General features: G+C 66.0%; 17 protein-coding genes and 1 tRNA gene. 10 read left to right on the top strand and 8 right to left on the bottom strand.

The genetic code is table 11. The features are described 5' to 3' along the window. Positions 1–10: 10 nt before the first annotated feature. Complete coding sequence (locus tag N2603_RS02155) at positions 11–871, bottom strand: DMT family transporter (RefSeq protein WP_260387518.1); 861 nt, start codon at positions 869–871, stop codon at positions 11–13. Positions 872–1,028: 157 nt separating this feature from the next. On the opposite strand from N2603_RS02155, the gene N2603_RS02150 reads away from it, so the two are divergent. Further along, a complete protein-coding gene (locus N2603_RS02150; RefSeq protein WP_425248971.1) occupies positions 1,029–2,387 on the top strand; it encodes an aminotransferase-like domain-containing protein in 1,359 nt (452 codons plus the stop codon). Between the two features lie 13 nt (positions 2,388–2,400). Here N2603_RS02150 and N2603_RS02145 read toward each other — a convergent pair whose 3' ends face one another. Both N2603_RS02145 and N2603_RS02140 read right to left on the bottom strand, forming a co-directional pair. Beyond that, positions 2,401–3,006, bottom strand: a complete 606-nt coding sequence (locus N2603_RS02145) for a GDYXXLXY domain-containing protein (protein WP_260387515.1) — start codon at positions 3,004–3,006, stop codon at positions 2,401–2,403. After that, on the bottom strand, positions 3,003–4,274 hold the full coding sequence (locus N2603_RS02140) for a DUF2157 domain-containing protein (protein ID WP_260387514.1): 1,272 nt from the start codon (positions 4,272–4,274) through the stop codon (positions 3,003–3,005). Before N2603_RS02140 ends, N2603_RS02145 begins: the two co-directional genes overlap by 4 nt. A 323-nt stretch (positions 4,275–4,597) precedes the next feature. Here N2603_RS02140 and N2603_RS02135 point away from each other — a divergent pair, with 323 nt between their 5' ends. Then, complete coding sequence (locus N2603_RS02135; RefSeq protein WP_260387513.1) at positions 4,598–5,596, top strand: Bug family tripartite tricarboxylate transporter substrate binding protein; 999 nt, start codon at positions 4,598–4,600, stop codon at positions 5,594–5,596. Between the two features lie 118 nt (positions 5,597–5,714). Here N2603_RS02135 and N2603_RS02130 read toward each other — a convergent pair whose 3' ends face one another. Both N2603_RS02130 and N2603_RS02125 read right to left on the bottom strand, forming a co-directional pair. Further along, a complete protein-coding gene (locus N2603_RS02130) occupies positions 5,715–6,695 on the bottom strand; it encodes a Bug family tripartite tricarboxylate transporter substrate binding protein (protein WP_260387512.1) in 981 nt (326 codons plus the stop codon). A 79-nt stretch (positions 6,696–6,774) separates the two neighbouring features. Next, positions 6,775–8,415 (bottom strand): FAD-dependent oxidoreductase, encoded by a 1,641-nt coding sequence (locus tag N2603_RS02125; RefSeq protein ID WP_260387511.1) that lies wholly within the window; start codon positions 8,413–8,415, stop codon positions 6,775–6,777. A 113-nt stretch (positions 8,416–8,528) separates the two neighbouring features. Here N2603_RS02125 and N2603_RS02120 point away from each other — a divergent pair, with 113 nt between their 5' ends. Then, entirely contained in the window at positions 8,529–9,440 is a 912-nt protein-coding gene (locus N2603_RS02120) for a LysR family transcriptional regulator (protein WP_260387510.1), read from the top strand. A gap of 35 nt (positions 9,441–9,475) precedes the next feature. Here N2603_RS02120 and N2603_RS02115 read toward each other — a convergent pair. Then, a tRNA-Ser gene (locus N2603_RS02115) sits at positions 9,476–9,565 on the bottom strand. A 137-nt stretch (positions 9,566–9,702) separates the two neighbouring features. Between N2603_RS02115 and N2603_RS02110 the strand changes: the two genes are divergently transcribed. After that, entirely contained in the window at positions 9,703–10,689 is a 987-nt protein-coding gene (locus N2603_RS02110; RefSeq protein WP_260387509.1) for an alpha/beta fold hydrolase, read from the top strand. A gap of 53 nt (positions 10,690–10,742) precedes the next feature. On the opposite strand, the gene N2603_RS02105 is transcribed toward N2603_RS02110, so the two are convergent. Further along, a complete protein-coding gene (locus N2603_RS02105; RefSeq protein WP_260387508.1) occupies positions 10,743–11,873 on the bottom strand; it encodes an ROK family protein in 1,131 nt (376 codons plus the stop codon). A 332-nt stretch (positions 11,874–12,205) separates the two neighbouring features. Between N2603_RS02105 and rplU the strand changes: the two genes are divergently transcribed. From rplU to N2603_RS02090, 3 genes are all read left to right on the top strand, one after another. Beyond that, on the top strand, positions 12,206–12,592 hold the full coding sequence (rplU, locus tag N2603_RS02100) for a 50S ribosomal protein L21 (RefSeq protein ID WP_130362846.1): 387 nt from the start codon (positions 12,206–12,208) through the stop codon (positions 12,590–12,592). A 102-nt stretch (positions 12,593–12,694) separates the two neighbouring features. Beyond that, the gene (gene rpmA, locus N2603_RS02095) at positions 12,695–12,964 is read left to right on the top strand and encodes a 50S ribosomal protein L27 (protein ID WP_018643862.1); all 270 of its coding nucleotides are present in this window, start codon (positions 12,695–12,697) and stop codon (positions 12,962–12,964) included. A gap of 150 nt (positions 12,965–13,114) precedes the next feature. Next, positions 13,115–13,708 carry a GNAT family N-acetyltransferase gene (locus tag N2603_RS02090; RefSeq protein ID WP_260387506.1) on the top strand — a complete coding sequence of 198 codons (594 nt, stop codon included), beginning with the start codon at positions 13,115–13,117 and terminating at the stop codon, positions 13,706–13,708. A gap of 54 nt (positions 13,709–13,762) precedes the next feature. Here N2603_RS02090 and N2603_RS02085 read toward each other — a convergent pair whose 3' ends face one another. After that, positions 13,763–14,677 (bottom strand): DMT family transporter, encoded by a 915-nt coding sequence (locus N2603_RS02085; RefSeq protein ID WP_260387505.1) that lies wholly within the window; start codon positions 14,675–14,677, stop codon positions 13,763–13,765. A 260-nt stretch (positions 14,678–14,937) separates the two neighbouring features. On the opposite strand from N2603_RS02085, the gene N2603_RS02080 reads away from it, so the two are divergent. The 3 genes from N2603_RS02080 (at position 14,938) to obgE (ending at position 17,427) form a co-directional block, all read left to right on the top strand. Next, on the top strand, positions 14,938–15,417 hold the full coding sequence (locus tag N2603_RS02080; RefSeq protein ID WP_260387504.1) for a MaoC family dehydratase: 480 nt from the start codon (positions 14,938–14,940) through the stop codon (positions 15,415–15,417). 106 nt (positions 15,418–15,523) lie between these two features. Continuing rightward, a complete protein-coding gene (locus N2603_RS02075; RefSeq protein WP_482151232.1) occupies positions 15,524–16,222 on the top strand; it encodes an ATP-dependent Clp protease adaptor ClpS in 699 nt (232 codons plus the stop codon). A 164-nt stretch (positions 16,223–16,386) separates the two neighbouring features. Continuing rightward, positions 16,387–17,427, top strand: coding sequence for a GTPase ObgE (gene obgE / locus N2603_RS02070; protein WP_212346529.1), 1,041 nt, complete (start codon positions 16,387–16,389; stop codon positions 17,425–17,427). Positions 17,428–17,446 lie beyond the last annotated feature (19 nt).

Genomic DNA, 17,446 nt, shown 5'->3' with positions numbered 1-17,446 from the left:
GCTTTCAGCCTCAGGCGAACCGCCGCGCGAAGAAGACGCAGACGACGACGAGCGCGGTCGCGGCGATCATGCTCCAGGCGATCGGCTCGTGCAGCAGGAGGCCGGCGAGCGCGAGGCCGAAGAACGGTTGCAGCTGCTGCAACTGGCCGACGCGGGCGATGCCGCCGATGGCAAGCCCGCGGTACCAGAAGATGAAGCCGACGAACATGCTGAAGACGGAGACGTAGGCGAGCCCGATCCAGGCAGGCGTATCAACGCCGCTCCACGTCGATGGCCAGGTCAGCGCCACGACCGGAACCATCAGCGGCAGCGCCAGCAGCAGCGCCCAGGAGATCACCTGCCAGCCGCCGAGACGACGCGACAGCGCGGCGCCTTCGGCATAGCCGAGCCCGCACAGCACGATCGCCGCGATCATCAGGAGATCGCCTGTCAGCGAGGCGGAGCCGTCGCTGGAGAGAGCGAAGCCAACTACGGTGGCGCTGCCGAGGATCGCGAACAGCCAGAACAGCGGCTTTGGCCGCTCGCCGCCGCGCAGCACGGCGAAGATCGCGGTCGACAAGGGCAACAGCCCGATGAACACGATCGAATGTGCGGACGTGATGTGCTGGAGCGCGAGCGCCGTGAGCAGGGGAAAGCCGACGACGACACCGATGGAGACGATGGCGAGCGAGGCGAGATCGCGCCGCTCCGGCCAGGTTTGACGCAGCAGGCCGAGCACGGCCGCGCCGATCAGTGCGGCAATGACCGCGCGCGCCGACGTCAGGAACAGCGCGGAGAAGCCGCCGACGGCCACGCGCGTCGCCGGCAGCGAGCCGCTGAAGATGATGACGCCGAGAAGCCCGTTGCCCCAGCCGCTGCCCGCCGATTGCATGTCCACCTCTTTTTGGGACCGCGATCTTCGGTCTTCCGCGGTGGCGGGGACAGCGACAATGCAGTACAATTGCGCCAAACTGTATTGATATGGAAGGTCATACACTTTGGACGGCGCGCAGGGAAAGGGTCGCAACGGAACGCGGACGAGCGACGTGATGAGCGCGATCCGCGCCAGGGTCGCCGGCCGCGCGCTCGGCGCCGGCGACCGGCTGCCATCGATCCGGGGTCTCGCCGCGACGATGGGCGTTTCGCCCTCCACGGTGGTCGAAGCCTATGATCGCCTGGCGGCCGAGGGCCTGATCCGCGCCCGCCGCGGCTCGGGCTTCTATGTTTCGCCGAGCGTCATGCCGCCGCTTGCGTTGACCGAGGCCGAGCCGCGCCGCGACCGCGCGGTCGACCCGTTCTGGGTGTCCAGGCAATCGCTCGATGCCGACGAGAGCGTGCTCAAGCCCGGCTGCGGCTGGCTGCCGCCGGACTGGATGCCGGAGGACGCCTTGCGCCGCGCCGCGCGCGCCCTTGCCCGCACGGATGCGAGCGTCTTGACCAATTACGGCTCGACATCCGGCTCCCCCGCTCTGCGCCGACTGCTGCTGAAGCGCCTGGCCGAAGATGAGATCGAGGCCTCGATCAATCAGCTGATGCTGACGGGCTCGGGCACGCAGGCAACCGACCTGATCTGCCGCTTCCTGCTCCGCCCCGGCGACACGGTGCTGGTCGACGACCCCTGCTACTTCAATTTTCGCGCGCTGCTGCGGGCGCATCAGGCGAAGATCATCAGCGTGCCCTATACGCCGTCGGGCCCTGACGTCGCACGCTTCGAGCAGGTCCTCGCCGGCGAGCGGCCGCGGCTCTACATCACCAATTCAGCGCTGCACAACCCGACCGGCGCGACGATGTCGCTGCAGACCGCGCACCGGCTTCTGACGGCGGCCGCCGCGCACGATCTCACCATCGTCGAGGACGACATCTTCGGCGATTTCGAGCCGGAGCGCTCGCCGCGCCTTGCCGCGCTCGACGGGCTCAACCGCGTGATCCGAATCGGCAGCTTCTCCAAGACGCTGTCGGCCTCGGTGCGCTGCGGCTACATTGCGGGACGCGCCGACTGGATCGAGCAACTGGTCGACCTCCAGGTCGCGACCAGTTTTGGCGGGCCGAGCCCGGTTGCGACCGAACTCATCGCCAACGTGCTGGCCGGCGGTAGCTATCGCAAGCACATGGACGAGCTCAGACAGAGGCTCACGCGCACGCGCCGCGACATCGCGCGAAAACTTCAGGCCCTTGGCATCGAACCCTGGCTGATGCCGCGCGGCGGCTTCTTCCTCTGGTGCCGCCTTGCGGGCGGACAGGACGCCACGGCGGTGGCGCGCGCCGCGCTCGAAGAGGACGTCGTGCTCGCCCCCGGCAACGTGTTCAGCGTCTCGCAGACCGCAACGAGCTTCATGCGGTTCAACGTGGCGCACATGAGCGAGCCGCGGATGTGGGACGTGCTGCGGCGGGCGGCGAAGGCGGCTTGAGGATCAGCGACGCCTAATACCACGGCTCCTCATACACCGGCTTGCCGTCGAGCAGCAGCCGCTTGATGGCGGCGCGGCCTGAGGGCAGCACGGCGGCGACGACGCGCAGCTTCTGCTGATTGCGGGCCTGCTCGAGCGTCCTGCCCTCGCCTTCGGGCACGAAATAGCTTTCGAGACCGTATTTGATCGTCAGCTTGTCACAGAAGATGGGGCTGGTCGAACCACAGGAATAGAGAACGCGGCCGCGGATCAGGATTTCGGGCGCCGTGACCGGAACAGGCTCGGCATGCACCGAGACGGCCTCGTAAAGCCCGTTGGCATTCGGCGCGAGCTTGACGAACACGACGGGATTGCGCGTCCCGGACGGCTTGCCGGTGAGGCTACCTGCCGGCAGCTGTGAGATGTCGTAGCGGAGCACGACATAATCGCCGCGCAGGAGATCGCGGGGATCGACGGGCTGGGTTTGCAGGGTCACCTCGCGGCCGTCGCTCAGGATCTGCATGCGATCGGCAACCATCAGAACCAGCAGCGCGCATTGGATCAGGATGGCGGCACCGAACAGCACGGCTTTCGGAATGCGCTGCCAGAGTTTTGTGACGGATGCGATCAGATCGGTCATCGCCCGGCCCTCGGCAGCACGCGATTGAGCGCGGTTGCAAATGCGACGGCCGCGACGCCGGCCGCCGCCAGGAACGCCGAGCGGCGCAGCAGCGAGCCCTTCACCGCCCAGGTGATGCCGGCGATGACCCCGGCAATCCCGAGCCAGCCCGCGACGATGCGCGGACGTACGTCATCGAGCATGCCGGAGACGACGAGACACAGCATGGCTGAGAGCAGCGCGGCATAGGCGAACCAGGACTCGCCGGCCAAGGACGCCGGCCAGACCGGCGCCGCAAGCAGGACCAGGCCGATCGCGCATGCTGCAAGGACTTCCCCTGCGCGCCTCGTGATCGCGGCCGACGTCAGTGCAAGGATCACACCGGCAACCCCGCACACGATCGCCCAAAGCGGCTGGCCCGCGCCAGAACCGGTCCGGAAGCGGACGATGTCGTCGACCGTCGTCACCTCCAGGAACGCCACGACGGCCAGCGAAAGCGCGCCGTAGATCGACAGGACGCTGCCGAGCCGGAGCGCCTTCGGCGACGGCGCGGCGGCGATCGCGAGCCCGGCGCCGAACAGCAAGGCCGCACCGTTCGCGAGCACGAATGACGGCTGAGCTCCGTCGAATTCGAAGCGAAACGACGTCGCGACCCACCACGGAATCACCGCGATCGCGACGAGGTGGGCGGCGACGCGGGAATTCCAGACGAAGGCAACAACGGCGGCGAACAGCCAGACCACTGGGAATGGAAGATGCAGGAGGTCAGGCGCATCGTAAGCCCGCATGCAGGTCCAGACCGAGGCGGCCGCGAGGCCGACCGCGAGCGCACCACGCGAGCCGGTCAGCACGGCTGCGGCGAACGCGCCGATCGACCACAACAGCATGCCGCCGGCGAAGTCTTCGCCGAGATGATACATCTGGCCGACCAGCGCGATGCCGGCGCCGAAGATGATCGCGCCGATGCTGGCGCAGAGATCGGCGAGAACGGTGCGCTCCCTCGCGGCGAACCAGGCGCCGAGGCCGCCGGCGACGGCCATGCCGGCGATCAGGATCGCAAACCGCATCAGCCGCGCGATCTCCGCCCAGTGCGCTGCGACGAAGGCGAGGAACGCGGCAGCGATCAAGAGGCCGCCGACAATGGCGACGACCACGGCGATGTTGATGCCGGGCGACAATGGCGGCAGCGCATTGCGGATGGAGACGGCAGCCGCCGGCGCAATCACGCCATCGGCTTCCCACTGCGTCAGATCAGCTTCGAGGCGCTGCCGGTAGGCTTTGTCGAACATCGTCGTAAATAACCTCGTTCCCAGCCGGCCGGCGGGCTGTTGCTAGGTCGGCCCCCGCGGCCGGCAGGTTCAACGCGCGGCCGGCCGCCGAGAAGCTGCGCTCGCGGCCAGTGCTGACGAGCAGCTCATGGCCTGAAAGCGATTCATCGATCTTTTCATATTTTGCAAAAGAGATGCTCAGACTGCGCCAATGGTTGGAGGAGACTCAAAGCTGTAACTTTCGGTCAACATGGCCGTAAACGGCCACACTGCAGCGAGGGAGGACTTCATCCATGGGATTTGGCGCGGGCAGCGGCCTGAGCGGTCGCCCCGGATCCACGGTGATGAGAGCGCTCCTGTGTTTCGTCGCCGCGACGACGCTGGCGTTCCAGGTGAGCGCCGCGGAGGCCCAGACGGCCGCGGACTCGGCTGCTTATTCTTGGCCGAGCCGCGCGATCACCTGGGTGGTGCCGTTCGGGGCCGGCGGCGTCACCGACCTCGTCTCGCGCAAGATCGCGGAGCTGCTGCGGACGCGGCTTGGGCAGCCCGTGGTGGTGGAGAACCGACCCGGCGCCGGCGGGACCATTGGGACGGAGTTCGTTGCCCGGGCCCAGCCCGACGGCTACACCGTGCTCTACGCCTCCGGCGGGCCGATGACGATCCAGCCGAACCTGGGGCTGGCGAAGCTCAACTACGACCCGCTCAAGAGCTACGTCCATATCCGCGGCGTGAGCTCGGCGAACCAGATCCTCGTCGCGACCGCAGCAGCGCCCTACAGCACGCTGGCTGAGTTCGTCGCCTACGCGAAGGCCAACCCGGGCAAGCTCAATTTCGGCTCCCCCGGCCCCGGCACCGCCCAGCACCTCGCCGGCGAGATGTTCCAGGCGGCCGCCGGCATCAAGCTCACCCACGTGCCCTACAAGTCGGGCTCGAGCCAGATGACCGACATGATGTCGGGCATCCTGGACGTCTCCTTCGACTACCTTACCGTGCTCAGGCCGCTGATCGACACCGGCAAGGTCAAGGTGCTCGGCACCACCGGCACGGCGCGGCTGGCCGCGCTGCCCGACGCGCCCACGGTGCTGGAGGCCGGCTACCCGGACGCCGTCAGTGTCGGCTCGACCTGGGTCTCGGTCCCGGCCGGGACCGACCCGAGAATCGTGGGCAGGCTCTCCGAGGCGCTGGCCGCCGCGCTCGCCGACCCCGCCATCGTCGCGGATCTCGCCGCCAACGGCCAGGTGTCGATCGCCGACAAGGGGCCGACCGAGATGGAGCCGTTCATCGTCGAGGAGACCGCGCGCTACAAGCGGGTGATCGAGAGCGCAGGCATCGCCGCGCGTTAGCGGGCGTACGGCCGTGTACATTGCGCACGCGAAGGAGCGGTCGGCGGCGTGGCGCCGATCGATCGCGAGGCAGCGGAAGGAGCCGATGTCGCCGGCTAAGTTGGCGTGAAGAGCGAACCTAATTCGCCTTGATGCCGGCCTCGCTGATGAGCTTGCCCCATTTCGTGCTCTCGCTCTGAATGAATCGGCCGAACTGCTCGGGCGCCATCGGTGCCGGCTCTGCGCCGAGGGTCCGGATCTTCTCCGCCACCGAGGGATCCTTCAGGGCCTTTGTGAAGGCTTCGTTCAGCCTGCCGATGACATCCGCAGGCGTGCCGGCGGGAGCAACGAGCCCGAACCAGCCCACGGACTCGAAACCCGCAATGCCGCTCTCGGCCAGCGTCGGCACATCGGGCAAGGACGGGAGGCGGCGCGCGGAGGACACGCCGATCGCGTTGAGCTTGCCGTCGAGGATCAATTGCCGCGATGCCGGGATGTCCAGCACCGCGAAGGGGACATGGCCTGCGAGAACATCGACCGTCGCGGGCGCAGTCCCACGGTACGGGACCAGCTCCATGGCGATCCCGGTCTTCTGCGTGAACAGCGCGGCCGTCAAATGCATCGCCGTCGAGTTGCCGCCATGCCCGATCGACAGCGCGCCCGGCTTGGTCTTGGCCAGCGCGACCGTCTCCGCGGTGGTGCGGGCCGGGATATTCGCGGAGGCGACCAGCACGAAGGGAATTTCCGCGAGCAAGGTGATGGGCGCGAGATCCTTCAGCTCGAACGGCATCGCGGCATTGAGGTGCGGATTCACCGTGAGCGCACCCGCCGGCGCAACACCGAGCGTGTAGCCGTCGGGCTTGGCCTGCGCGACCGCGGCCATGCCGATGTTGCCGCCCGCGCCCGCGCGGTTCTCGATGACCAGGCTCTGCTTGAGCTCGGCCGCAACCAGCGGCTCGAGCGCGCGGATGACGGTGTCGGCGCTACCGCCGGGCGGGAAGGTCACGATGACCTTGATCAATTGCTCGGGATAGGCGGCGCGACCCGCCTCCAGCGGCAACGCGGCGAAAGTCGCAGCCGTCAGCACGGCCAGGATGCGGCGCCTTGCAACGTGAAACACGTTCTCCTCCTCAGTGTGCTTTTGTTTTTGAAACACGCCCCGGCGGCCTTCGCCGCCAAGCCGTCCGCTTGAAGTTGCCTTACGCCGCAGCGCCGGTGATGCGCGCCAGCAAGCCCAGTGGATGTTCCGGCGCGGCCTGCCCGCGCCACGCGACGTGCTGATCGGGGCGCGCCAGCACCAGTTTCTCGGCATAGGCGCCGTTCGCCTCATCAGGCGCGATGTCGACCAGCGCGAGCGGCACGCCGCGCTCCCTTGCTGCGGATTGCAGCCGCGTCACATCGATCGCCGGGTCGAACCGCAACAATGTGTAGCCAACGCCGAACGCATCGTAGAGCGACCGCCCGTCGCGCAGGAACAGATGCGGTGCGCGAGCGCCCGGCACGGTGGAGGGCGTGAAGCTGCCCATCGCGTAGGCCGGCGGTGTCTCACCATCATAGGCGATGATCGGCGAGGCATCGTAATAGTAGCCGAAGTTGAGACCGGCGCAGCAATATTGCTGCACGTTGAGATCGTAGGCTGCCCTCGCCAGCGCCGCGCGCGCCGCCTGGCCGCGTGGCGTGTCGTCCTCGATCTCCGCCGAGACGCCGCCGCGCTGCGCCATCATCTTCATCGCGTGGTCCATCGCAAAGCGCGACACCTGCTCGGTGATCGGCTGGCGCTCCGCCTCATAGGCATCGAGGATCGCAGCCGGCGCCCAGCCGTTCAGATGTGCCGCCAATTGCCAGCAGAGGTCGACGGCGTCTGCAATGCCCGCATTCATGCCGTAGCCGGCATAGGGCATCCACAGATGCGCGGCGTCGCCGCAGATGAAGACCCTGCGGTCGCGGAACCGATCGGCCACGAGGCGGCGCCCGACCCAATCTTCTTTGCTGAGAACTTTGTATTCGAAGCGCTCGTCGACGCCGAGGATGGCGCGGATCGACCAGTCGCGATCGACCGAATCGAACTCGGGCTCGTCCGGCTTCAGATGATTGTGGATCAGCCAGCGGTCGTGACCGTCGATCGCAACCGTGGTGCCGGAGCGGCGCGGATTGAGCGAGAGCACCATCCAGGCCGGCTTGTGCGCGCCCATCAACTCCTTCAGTTGCGGCGCTTCGATGAAGGTCGACTGCACGCGCTGGATCACCGGCGTGCCGGACAGGTTGGCGCCGATCGATTTGCGAACGAGCGAACGGCTGCCGTCGCAGCCGATCACGAACGACGCTTCGATGCGGAGCGAAGCGCCGCTGTCGAGATCGCGCGCGAGCGCGACGACATGGTCGCCGTCCTGTTCGATGTCGGTGATTTCCGTGCGCGCCAGGATCTTGATGCGTGCTTGCGCCGCGGCATGGCTGAACAGGATCGGCTCGAGATAGACCTGGTTGATCCGGTGCGGCGGCTCGGGGGTCGGCCACCAGGTGTCGGGGCCGCCGGTCGCGCTGTAGCGGCGCGCGCGGGAGGGAATGTCGATGCGGCAGAGCTCGATGCCGGTCGCCGTGGTCCGGTAGGAGCAGTCGTTGGGAAAGTCCGCAGGGAGGCCCGCATCGCGCAGCTTGGCGGCAACGCCGAGCCGTCGAAAAATCTCCATCGAGCGCGCCGACACGTGGTTGCACTTGACGCTGGGCGGATCACCGGCGTGACGGATCTCCGCGACGACGACGTCGATTCCGCGCGAGGCCAGATCCATCGCCGCGGTCAATCCGACGGGCCCGGCGCCCACCACCAGTACCTGTGTCCTCATGCTCGTTTCCGTCCCTTGTCACCGCGGATTCGTTGCCCACGCAGCATGCATTTTATTGCAGGTCCGTTTATGCGATAAGCCGGAAAGAACTCATCAATTCATGAGCTTTACCTATGAATGTCACCTTGCGTCAATTGCGGGCCTTCACAGGCGTGTACCGGACACGCAGCATCACGCGGGCCGCCCGCGAGCTCGGAATCACGCAATCGGCGGCGAGCCTGTTGATCCAGCAGCTCGAAGCCCAGCTCGGCGTCAAACTGTTCGACCGCTCCACGCGCTCGGTGCAGCCGACGCTGGCCGCCGACGAAGCCTTCCACGCCGCCGAACGCATGCTGAGCGATGCGCACGGCCTGTCGCGCCGCATGCGCGACCTCGCACAGGCCCGCGCCGGCCGCGTCGCGTTTCTCGCCTCGGCCGGCACCGCCTCGGCGCTGCTGCCGCTGGTGCTCGCAAGATTCCGCACTGGCCATCCCGATATCGAGATCGACATGCGCGATGTTGCCGCCGACGATCTGGTGCCGCGCCTGAGCGCGACGGACGCGGAGTTCGCGATCGGCAGCGTGGAGGGCGAGTTCGCCGACATGACGATCGAGACGCTGACGAGCGGCCGCCTCAGCGCCATCGGCCGCCGCACCGCCGACTTCGCCGCACGCCGCTCCCTGACATGGGACGAGCTCGCGCAGTTCCCGACCATTGCGATGCGCCGCGAGACGCGGATCCGCATGCAGATCGATCAGGCGCTGAGCGCGCAGGGCAAGCGCCTCGATCCGACCTATGAAGTGACGCTGATCAACACCGCGCTCGCCATGACCGCGCAGGGCCTCGGCCTCGCCATCCTCCCCGCCACGATGCTGCCGGCCGACCAGTTTCCGACGCTGATCGCAAGGCCGCTGGTGCGGCCCGCCCTCACGCGGCCGGTGTCGCTGCTGCAGCGTCAGGGCCGGACGCTCTCGCCGGCGGCGCAGGCGTTTGTGACGACGGCACGGACAGTGCTGGCGGGCCGAGCGGCACCGGCATCAGGCTGATATTGCGGAGCTATTTGGAAGCGTCGTGTTTGATATGGCGGAGAGGGAGGGATTCGAACCCCCGATAGGCTTGCACCTATGCCGCATTTCGAGTGCGGTGCATTCAACCACTCTGCCACCTCTCCTGAAGGCGCCATATAGGAGCTGCGGCCCCTGTGGTTGGGGGCGTTAATAGGCGAGGATGGCGGGCCAGACAAGGCGCGAAAGGGGAAAATCCGCTGCCTCTTTCACCTCCATCCCGCCTCCCTGGGAAGGAACTGCCATGGAGCACCTGACGGTCACGGCCAATAGCGCCAAATTCCACGTGGTTCGCGCCGGACGGGGCAAACCGCTGCTTTTGCTGCATGGATGGCCGGAATTCTGGCTGACCTGGGAGCCGGTGATATCCAGACTTTCGGACCGCTTCACCCTGATCGCGCCTGACCTGCGCGGCTTCGGCGACAGCGACAAGCCGGATGGGCCTTTTGGGCCGGACGGCCATGCGGCCGACATGCTGGCGCTGATGGAGGGGCTCGGCATCGACCGATTCGGCCTGGTCGGGCACGATGTCGGCGGCGCCGTGATGCAGCCGCTGGCGCGGCAGGCGCCAGGGCGGCTCGCCGGTCTGTTCTTCTTCGATTTCGTCTATCCCGGCATCGGGCCGCGCATGGCGGCGCCTGATCGGCTCAACCACATCTGGTACCAGTCCTTCCAGCAGATGGAGATGGCGCCGGCGCTGGTCGGTGCGAGCCGCGAAAACTGCCGGCTCTATATCGGCCACTTCCTGAAGGGCTGGGCGCATCGCAAGAACGCCTTCGACGACGTTCTCGGCGCTTTCGCCGACAACTTCTTCAAAGACGGCAATCTCGCCGGCGGCTTTGCGCATTATCGGGCCTCGCATGCCGGGCGGGTCGCGATGATGAAGGGCGAAACACCGCAGCTTCCACCGATCATTGTGCCGACCTGCGTGCGCTGGGCCGAGCACGATCCGCTGTTTCCCTATGCGTGGACCGATCGGCTCTCCGAGACCTTCAGTGCGCTCGATCTCGCGACGTTTCCCGGCGTCGGCCACTTCCCGCATCGGGAAGACCCGGATCGCGCGGCGGCGGAGATCGCGGCGTTCTTTCAGCGCATCGGCTGGAGCGGAGACATAGGAAGAACGGGTGGGACCGCCAGACGCGGTAAACACTGGCGGTCCCGTGCCGCTCATTGCAATGCTGGCCGTGAAGGGCGGCTTCGCCGGCCAGGTGAAGCGACGATTCGACCCTAGCGTGCAGCCTGCGCCCCGCAACGCAATCCGGTCCTTAACCTAACCGATCAAGGTTACTCCTTGTCGTTCTTAGCTTTTTTCTTCCCGTTCTCCGTAGAATCCCTGTCTTTTCCGTTGCCGTTCTCCTTGCGGCGGTTGGTGAAGCGCGCATTGCCGAGCCCGGTCCCGATGGTGAGCACGCCCCAGCGCTCGACATGCTGCATGAACGGCACCTCGGAGAGGCCCTGAACCACGCCGTCATTGTGCATCAGGATCGCGGTGTCATGCGCGCCGATCTCGGGGATGGCCTCGACGAGGCTTGCCGGCAGGTTGAACTTGCTGCTCTCCCAATTGCCCGGCAGGTTCTGCGCCCCCTTTTCGATGGAGCCGTCCGCGTTGATCACGCCGGGACAGGCAATGCCGATGAAGGGCGCAAGCTTGAAGCCTTCCGCCTCGGCGTCCTCGATCAGGCCTCCGAGCATCTTGACCAGCCGTTTGACTGCGGCTTCCCGGCTCGGCTCGTCATCGGCATGGCGCCATAGATCGGATTTGAAGACCCCCGCCTTGGACAGATCGGGCGCTTTCTTCCAACGCGTCTCGACGATGCCGCAGCGGATGTTGGTCCCGCCGATGTCGACCGCGAGGATGCTGTCATAGGCCTCGAAAATCCAGGACGGCGCGAGATGCAGGGCGCCGATCAGGCCGGCATCATCCGGATCGAAGCGGATCGGCACCAGGTCGACCTTGAAGCCTTCCGATTTCAGGATGATCTCGGCCCGGGCGATGGCAATTTCGCCGAGCCGGCTGGCACGGAAGCCGCCACCGACCACGATGCATTCGGTCTTGGCCCAGGCCTTGGTCTTGAGAAACCGCCGGGTGACATAAGCGAGCTCCTGGGCGAAATCCTCGATCGCACTATGGACGACCGCCGTGGCCTCGGTATCGTCGCCGACCAGAACCGCATCGAGGGCCTTCTTGCTGATCTTGTCGGATGGCTCGTCGCCGAACGGATCCTCGCCGCTCTTGCGCAGCGGCTTGCGCCACTGTTCGAGGATCTCGCGAAACGCACCCTTGCTGGCGCGATCGCCGAGAAAACCGTCCTCGTCCTTGATCTCGATGTTGAAGCTGTCGACGTCGACTGACGGCAGGCGGCTCGCCCCGTGCTGGGCGATGCCCGTCGTCTTGACCAGTTCGTCCGTTGCCATGGGAGCCCTTGCCCGCTTGTCTGTTCCGGCGGACTAACTGCGGGGGAACCGGTTTGTTGCAAAGGCCGGCCGGGATTCGGCTAAAGGCCGCCCGCGCGGCCAAATCCTTCAAATCCGGGCCATTTTCGCCCGCTTTTCCTTGACTTGCGGCTGTTGGCCGCTATAAGTCCCACAGCTGGCGCGGGGCGTTTCTCGCGCCACTTGTTTTTGCGTGGGTTTTCAAAGGGATAACTCCCACCCGCACAAAACGCAGATAAACCCATAGCGACTGACAAAAAGCCGACCCGGACGATGCTCGTCCCGAGGCCGGGATTGAACACGGAGAAAGAACGATGTTCGCAGTCATCAAAACCGGCGGCAAGCAATACCGCGTCGTGCCGGATGATGTTCTCGAAGTTGGCAAGATCGAAGGCGAAGTCGGCTCGATCGTGCAGTTGAATGAAGTTCTGGTGCTCGGCGGCGACACGCCGGTGCTGGGCGTTCCGACGGTCGCAGGCGCGTCCGTTGCGGTCGAGGTGCTCGACCACAAGCGCGGCCCGAAGGTCATCGCGTTCAAGAAGCGCCGCCGCAAGAATTCGCGCCGCAAGCGCGGCTATCGCGACGAGATCACGGTCCTCCGTATCTCCGAGATCCTGGCGGACGGCGCCAAGCCCACCAAGGGCCCGCGTCCGAAGAAGGAGAAGGTGGCCAAGGAGTCCGCAAAGGAAGCTGCCGAATAACGGGATTTGATCACGCCAATTCACGAATTGATGCGTGAGAAATCGTGAAATGATTCCGTCAAGGAATTGATCTAGAAATACGCAGGATTTCGGAGACGAGCCATGGCTCACAAAAAAGCAGGCGGTTCATCGCGTAACGGACGCGATTCGAAGGGCAAGCGCCTCGGCATCAAGGCGTTCGGCGGGGAGATCGTCACTCCCGGCAACATCATTGCGCGTCAGCGCGGCACCACCTGGCACCCCGGCCTTAATGTCGGCATGGGCACGGACCACACTTTGTTCGCCAAGGTTGAAGGTCGTGTTGCGTTCCAGGCCAAAGCCAACGGCCGCACCTTTGTATCGGTACTCCCGATTGCAGAGGCGGCTGAATAGACGGTGGATCAAATTGGAGTCCGCCGGGTCCTACCAAACCGGCGGAGTCCTAGAGATCAACAGATCGAAGGCTCCAGGGGAGGCGGGAAACCGGCCTCCCCTTTTCTTTGACTTGCTCACTTTGACTTAGTGACTTTCACGGAGCCGGACATGTTGCAGGACTTCTCGAGCGTGACCTTGCGGGAGGCGAGACCTGATGTCGTCGCCACCGAGCGGCTGACGTTGCGGCGGCCGACCCTCGCCGACGTCAGGACCATCGCCCGGCTCGCCAACGACCGCCGCGTCGCCGAGAACACGCGCCGCCTGCCGCATCCCTATTCGCAGGACGACGCCGTCGAGTTCATCCGCGCCACGTCCGAGCTCGGCAGCGAGACCGTGTTCCTGATCGAGCACGACAGCGGCCCGGTCGGCATGGTCGGGATCGACTGCTCCAAGCCCGGCAATGCCGAACTCGGCTACTGGCTCGGCGTCGAGCATTGGGGCCAGGGCTTCGCCACCGAAGCTGCGCGCGGCGCGATCGACTTCTTCTTCGAGGAGTACGAGGACGACCATCTCCATGCCGGCGCCCGCGTCACCAACCCGGCCTCGCGCAAGGTGCTGGAGAAGTGCGGCTTCCAGTGGAGCGGCGTCCAGCTGCACCGCTTCCTGGCGCTGGGCTCCTCCACGCCGGTCGACTGCTTCCGCCTCTCCCGCGGCGTGTGGGCGTCGCTGAAGAGCTGGAGCAGCGCGAGACGGGTGAGGTAGGCAAAGGCGGGACGTCATTCTCCGCCGTCGTCCCGGCGAAGGCGGAGATTGTGGTTAGGCCGGCGGATTCACCTCGGCGCTCGCGCGCCCCAAATCCCGTTCACGCAAGTAGATATAGAACCCGGCGCCGATGATGATCGCCGCGCCGACGATGGTCGCGATCGAGGGGACATCCCCGAACACGACGAAACCGAAGATCACCGCCCAGACGATCATCGAATATTGGTACGGCACCACGACGCTCGCCGGCGCCAGCTTGAGCGAGCGGTTGACGCAGAACAGCGCGGTCACCGAGATGAGCCCGGCCATCGCGAAGATCACCAGGCTGCCCGATGTCGGCGGCACCCAGTGGAACGTCGACAGCACCGCGCCAAGCGAGAACGTGCCGATGAACTGCGAGGACGCCATCACGATATCGGGCGTCTTGCGCAGGCTGCGCGTGATCAGCATCAGGGTCGCGAAGGACAGACTGCCGCCGAGCGCGATCAGCGCCGGCAGGCTGATGGTCTGGGCCGACGGCCGCAGCGCGATCAAGACACCGCAGAAACCGATCAGGATCGCGGTCCAGCGCCGCCAGCCGACCTTCTCGCCCAGAAAGATCGCCGACATCGCGGTGACGAAGATGGGACCTGCGAGATAATAGGTGATGACGTCGGCGAGCGGCAGATAGACCGTGGCGAGGAAGAAGGCGGCGACCTCCAGCGTCGAGAGCACGACGCGAAACAGCTGCAGGCCCGGCCGCTCCAGATGCAGGAACTGATGGCGCTGCTTCCAGATCAGCGGCGACAGCAACAGCAGCGCCGCGCAGGCGCGCAGGAACAAGAGCTGCCCGACCGAATAGGTCCCGACCAGGAACTTGCCCATGGCGTCGCCGAACGAGAACATGAAGATCGACAGCACCATCAGCGCGATGCCGGCCAGGCGCGCGGAGCGGTCGTCGTAGGCTGAGAGGTTCTTGAAGAAGGGCATCGATCGAACTGCGAGGGATCGTCATTGCGAGCGAAGCGAAGCAATCCAGACTGTCTTCGCGGCGGCAGTCTGGATCGCTTCGTCGCTTCGCTCCTCGCAATGACGGGGAGAGAGCATCAGGAATCGGCGAATAGTGTCGCTTGCGGTCGTTTTAATGACGTGGGCCGCAGGGACAAGCCCGCCACGCTGAATTGAACGGATTGTCGCACTCTTCGCATCGCGGTAGCGATAGAGGCGGCACCGAGAAAAAGAGCTTTGGCATGACCGATTTCGATCCGACCCAGCATCGCATGATCCCCACGCAACGCTGGTTTGAGGATTTCGTGGTCGGTGAGCGCTTCGTGCTGCCGAGCCGCACCCAGACCTCGGCGGTGTTCGCGGCATTCCAGACCGCGAGCGGCGACACCCATCCCGTGCATTACGATGTGGAATATTGCCGCAGCCGCGGCATGCCGCATCTGCTCGCCCACGGCTTCCAGACCCTGATCCACACTGCGCCCGGCGCCGGCCTGTTTCCGTTCATGGTCGAGGACTCCCTCGTCGGCTTCCTCGAGCAATCGAGCCGGTTCCTCAAACCCGTCTTCGCCGACGACACCATCTATCCCGCGCTCGAGGTCATCGAGCTGGTGCCGGGCCGCACGACCGGCACGGTCACGCTTCGCAGCACCGTGTTCAACCAGCGCAAGGAGCTGGTGCTCGAAGGCACGCAGAAATTCCTGATCCGGCGGCGGCCGGGCTAGCGGAGCCGTCTCGCGGCGCGAGCGGAGCAGGCCGCACCGTGTGAACCGCGGCGGAGAAAGTGCCGACAAAGCCCGTGCACACTCCGCCCGTACACAAAGGCCCGCGATGGCACTGCTTCCGCCCTGCTCCGAGACATTCAAGCGTTCGCTCCAGCGCGCGACGTCGATCGCGCGGGCGCGAGGCCGCGCGCATCCCGGCCCGCAGGATTTGCTCATCGCCTTGATCGAGGACGAAGACGCATTGCCGGTGCTGCAGGCCCGCGGCATCGACCTGGCGCGTTTGCGGCGGGATGTCGAGGCCGCAGGCTCGACGGACCCGACGACGGGCCTGGGCCATCTGCTCCAGCTTGCCTTCAACGAGGCACAGCTGTCCGAACGGACGGTGGTGACCGGCGCCGACATGCTGGTCGAGCTGTTCGCCGAGCCGGTCGGCCGCTTCCTTCTCGCACAGGGCGCAACCCGCTACGACGCGCTGGTTTATCTGAGCCATGGTATCGTCAAGGGCGCAATTGCGGACGTCGAAGCCGATCGTGGCGAGACGGCTGACCTGGAGCTCGTTCTGCTCAACGACCCCTATACGCCGGCGGAGTTCGTGACCTTCGTTCTCGAGAACGTCGTCGGGATGAGCCGCGAGCGCGCCACCGCGATCGTGTTTTCCACCCATGCCCGCAAACGCGGCTCCTGCGGGGTGTTTCCCCGCACCGAGGCTGTGGCCTTTCGCGAAAAAATCCAGACCCTTGCGGCGGCCCGTCAGCACCCACTTCGCTGCGTCCTGCTGCCGGCCGGCGATGCGCCGCCAGCCTAACGGTCTGCACGGAGCGCGCCCCCCTGTTTCGATCCGGCTGTACACATCCAAGTCATGCCGGACGGTGCCATCGGGTTAAGCAAGGGCCGAAATTCGCGGAATTTCGGCTGATTTGCGGGTCAATCCGGGTTGCCGGAGGGGGCCGGCTGGCCTACCTATGGCCCATGAAATTCCTCGACGAAGCAAAGGTCTATATCCGCTCCGGTGACGGCGGGAACGGCTGCGTGGCGTTCCGCCGCGAGAAGTTCATCGAATTCGGCGGTCCCTCCGGCGGCAATGGCGGTCGCGGCGGCAATGTCATCATCGAGGTCGCCGACGGGCTGAACACGCTGATCGACTACCGCTACCAGCAGCACTTCAAGGCCCAGAAGGGCGAGAACGGCATGGGCTCGGACCGCCACGGCGCCAACGGCAAGAACATCGTGCTGAAGGTGCCGATGGGCACGCAGATCTTCGACGAGGATCGCGAGACGCTGATCCACGACTTCACCAAGGTCGGCGAAAAATTCGTGCTGGCCGAGGGCGGCAATGGCGGCTTCGGCAATGCGCATTTCAAATCCTCGACCAACCGCGCGCCGCGCAACGCCAATCCCGGCCAGCCCGGCGAGGAACGCTGGATCTGGCTGCGGCTGAAACTCATTGCCGATGCCGGCCTCGTCGGCATGCCCAATGCCGGCAAGTCGACCTTCCTGTCCAAGGTCAGCGCGGCGCGGCCGAAGATCGCCGACTATCCCTTCACCACGCTGCATCCGCAGCTCGGCGTCGTGAACGCCGACGGCCGCGAGTTCGTGCTGGCGGACATTCCCGGCCTGATCGAAGGCGCGCATGAAGGCACCGGCCTCGGCGACCGTTTCCTCGGCCATGTCGAGCGCTGCCGCGTGCTCTTGCATCTGATCGACGCAACCTGCGAGCACGCCGGCAAAGCGTACAAGACGGTGCGCAAGGAGCTCGATGCCTATGGTGGACAGCTCACCGACAAGATCGAGATCGTCGCGCTGAACAAGATCGACGCGGTCGAGCCGGATGAATTGAAGAAGCAGAAGGACCGCCTGAAGCGCGCCGCCAAGAAGACGCCGCTGCTGATCTCGGGCGTCACCGGCCAGGGCGTGAAGGAAGCGCTGCGCGCGCTCGCGGATGTGATCGGCGAAAGCCCGGTCTCCGCCAAGGCGAAGAGTGCGGCCGAAGCGGAGCCGTGGTCGGCCTGATCGTCGTCCCGGCCTAGTG

This window comes from Bradyrhizobium huanghuaihaiense, from assembly GCF_025200885.1.
Classification (GTDB): Bacteria; Pseudomonadota; Alphaproteobacteria; order Rhizobiales; family Xanthobacteraceae; genus Bradyrhizobium; species Bradyrhizobium huanghuaihaiense.
Note: the sequence above shows the minus strand (reverse complement) of the source record. Positions and strands in the feature narration are given on the sequence as shown.

Bases quoted from the DNA above. Each gene is read 5' to 3' on its own strand.
- N2603_RS02145 (WP_260387515.1), bottom strand. From the start codon at position 3,006: ATGACCGATCTGATCGCATCCGTCACAAAACTCTGGCAGCGCATTCCG.
- N2603_RS02125 (WP_260387511.1), bottom strand. From the start codon at position 8,415: ATGAGGACACAGGTACTGGTGGTGGGCGCCGGGCCCGTCGGATTGACC.
- N2603_RS02120 (WP_260387510.1), top strand. From the start codon at position 8,529: ATGAATGTCACCTTGCGTCAATTGCGGGCCTTCACAGGCGTGTACCGG.
- obgE (WP_212346529.1), top strand. From the start codon at position 16,387: ATGAAATTCCTCGACGAAGCAAAGGTCTATATCCGCTCCGGTGACGGC.
- N2603_RS02135 (WP_260387513.1), top strand. From the start codon at position 4,598: ATGAGAGCGCTCCTGTGTTTCGTCGCCGCGACGACGCTGGCGTTCCAG.
- N2603_RS02105 (WP_260387508.1), bottom strand. From the start codon at position 11,873: ATGGCAACGGACGAACTGGTCAAGACGACGGGCATCGCCCAGCACGGG.
- N2603_RS02090 (WP_260387506.1), top strand. From the start codon at position 13,115: ATGTTGCAGGACTTCTCGAGCGTGACCTTGCGGGAGGCGAGACCTGAT.
- N2603_RS02085 (WP_260387505.1), bottom strand. From the start codon at position 14,677: ATGCCCTTCTTCAAGAACCTCTCAGCCTACGACGACCGCTCCGCGCGC.
- N2603_RS02155 (WP_260387518.1), bottom strand. From the start codon at position 871: ATGCAATCGGCGGGCAGCGGCTGGGGCAACGGGCTTCTCGGCGTCATC.
- rpmA (WP_018643862.1), top strand. From the start codon at position 12,695: ATGGCTCACAAAAAAGCAGGCGGTTCATCGCGTAACGGACGCGATTCG.
- N2603_RS02150 (WP_425248971.1), top strand. From the start codon at position 1,029: ATGAGCGCGATCCGCGCCAGGGTCGCCGGCCGCGCGCTCGGCGCCGGC.
- N2603_RS02140 (WP_260387514.1), bottom strand. From the start codon at position 4,274: ATGTTCGACAAAGCCTACCGGCAGCGCCTCGAAGCTGATCTGACGCAG.
- N2603_RS02075 (WP_482151232.1), top strand. From the start codon at position 15,524: ATGGCACTGCTTCCGCCCTGCTCCGAGACATTCAAGCGTTCGCTCCAG.
- N2603_RS02110 (WP_260387509.1), top strand. From the start codon at position 9,703: ATGGAGCACCTGACGGTCACGGCCAATAGCGCCAAATTCCACGTGGTT.
- rplU (WP_130362846.1), top strand. From the start codon at position 12,206: ATGTTCGCAGTCATCAAAACCGGCGGCAAGCAATACCGCGTCGTGCCG.
- N2603_RS02080 (WP_260387504.1), top strand. From the start codon at position 14,938: ATGACCGATTTCGATCCGACCCAGCATCGCATGATCCCCACGCAACGC.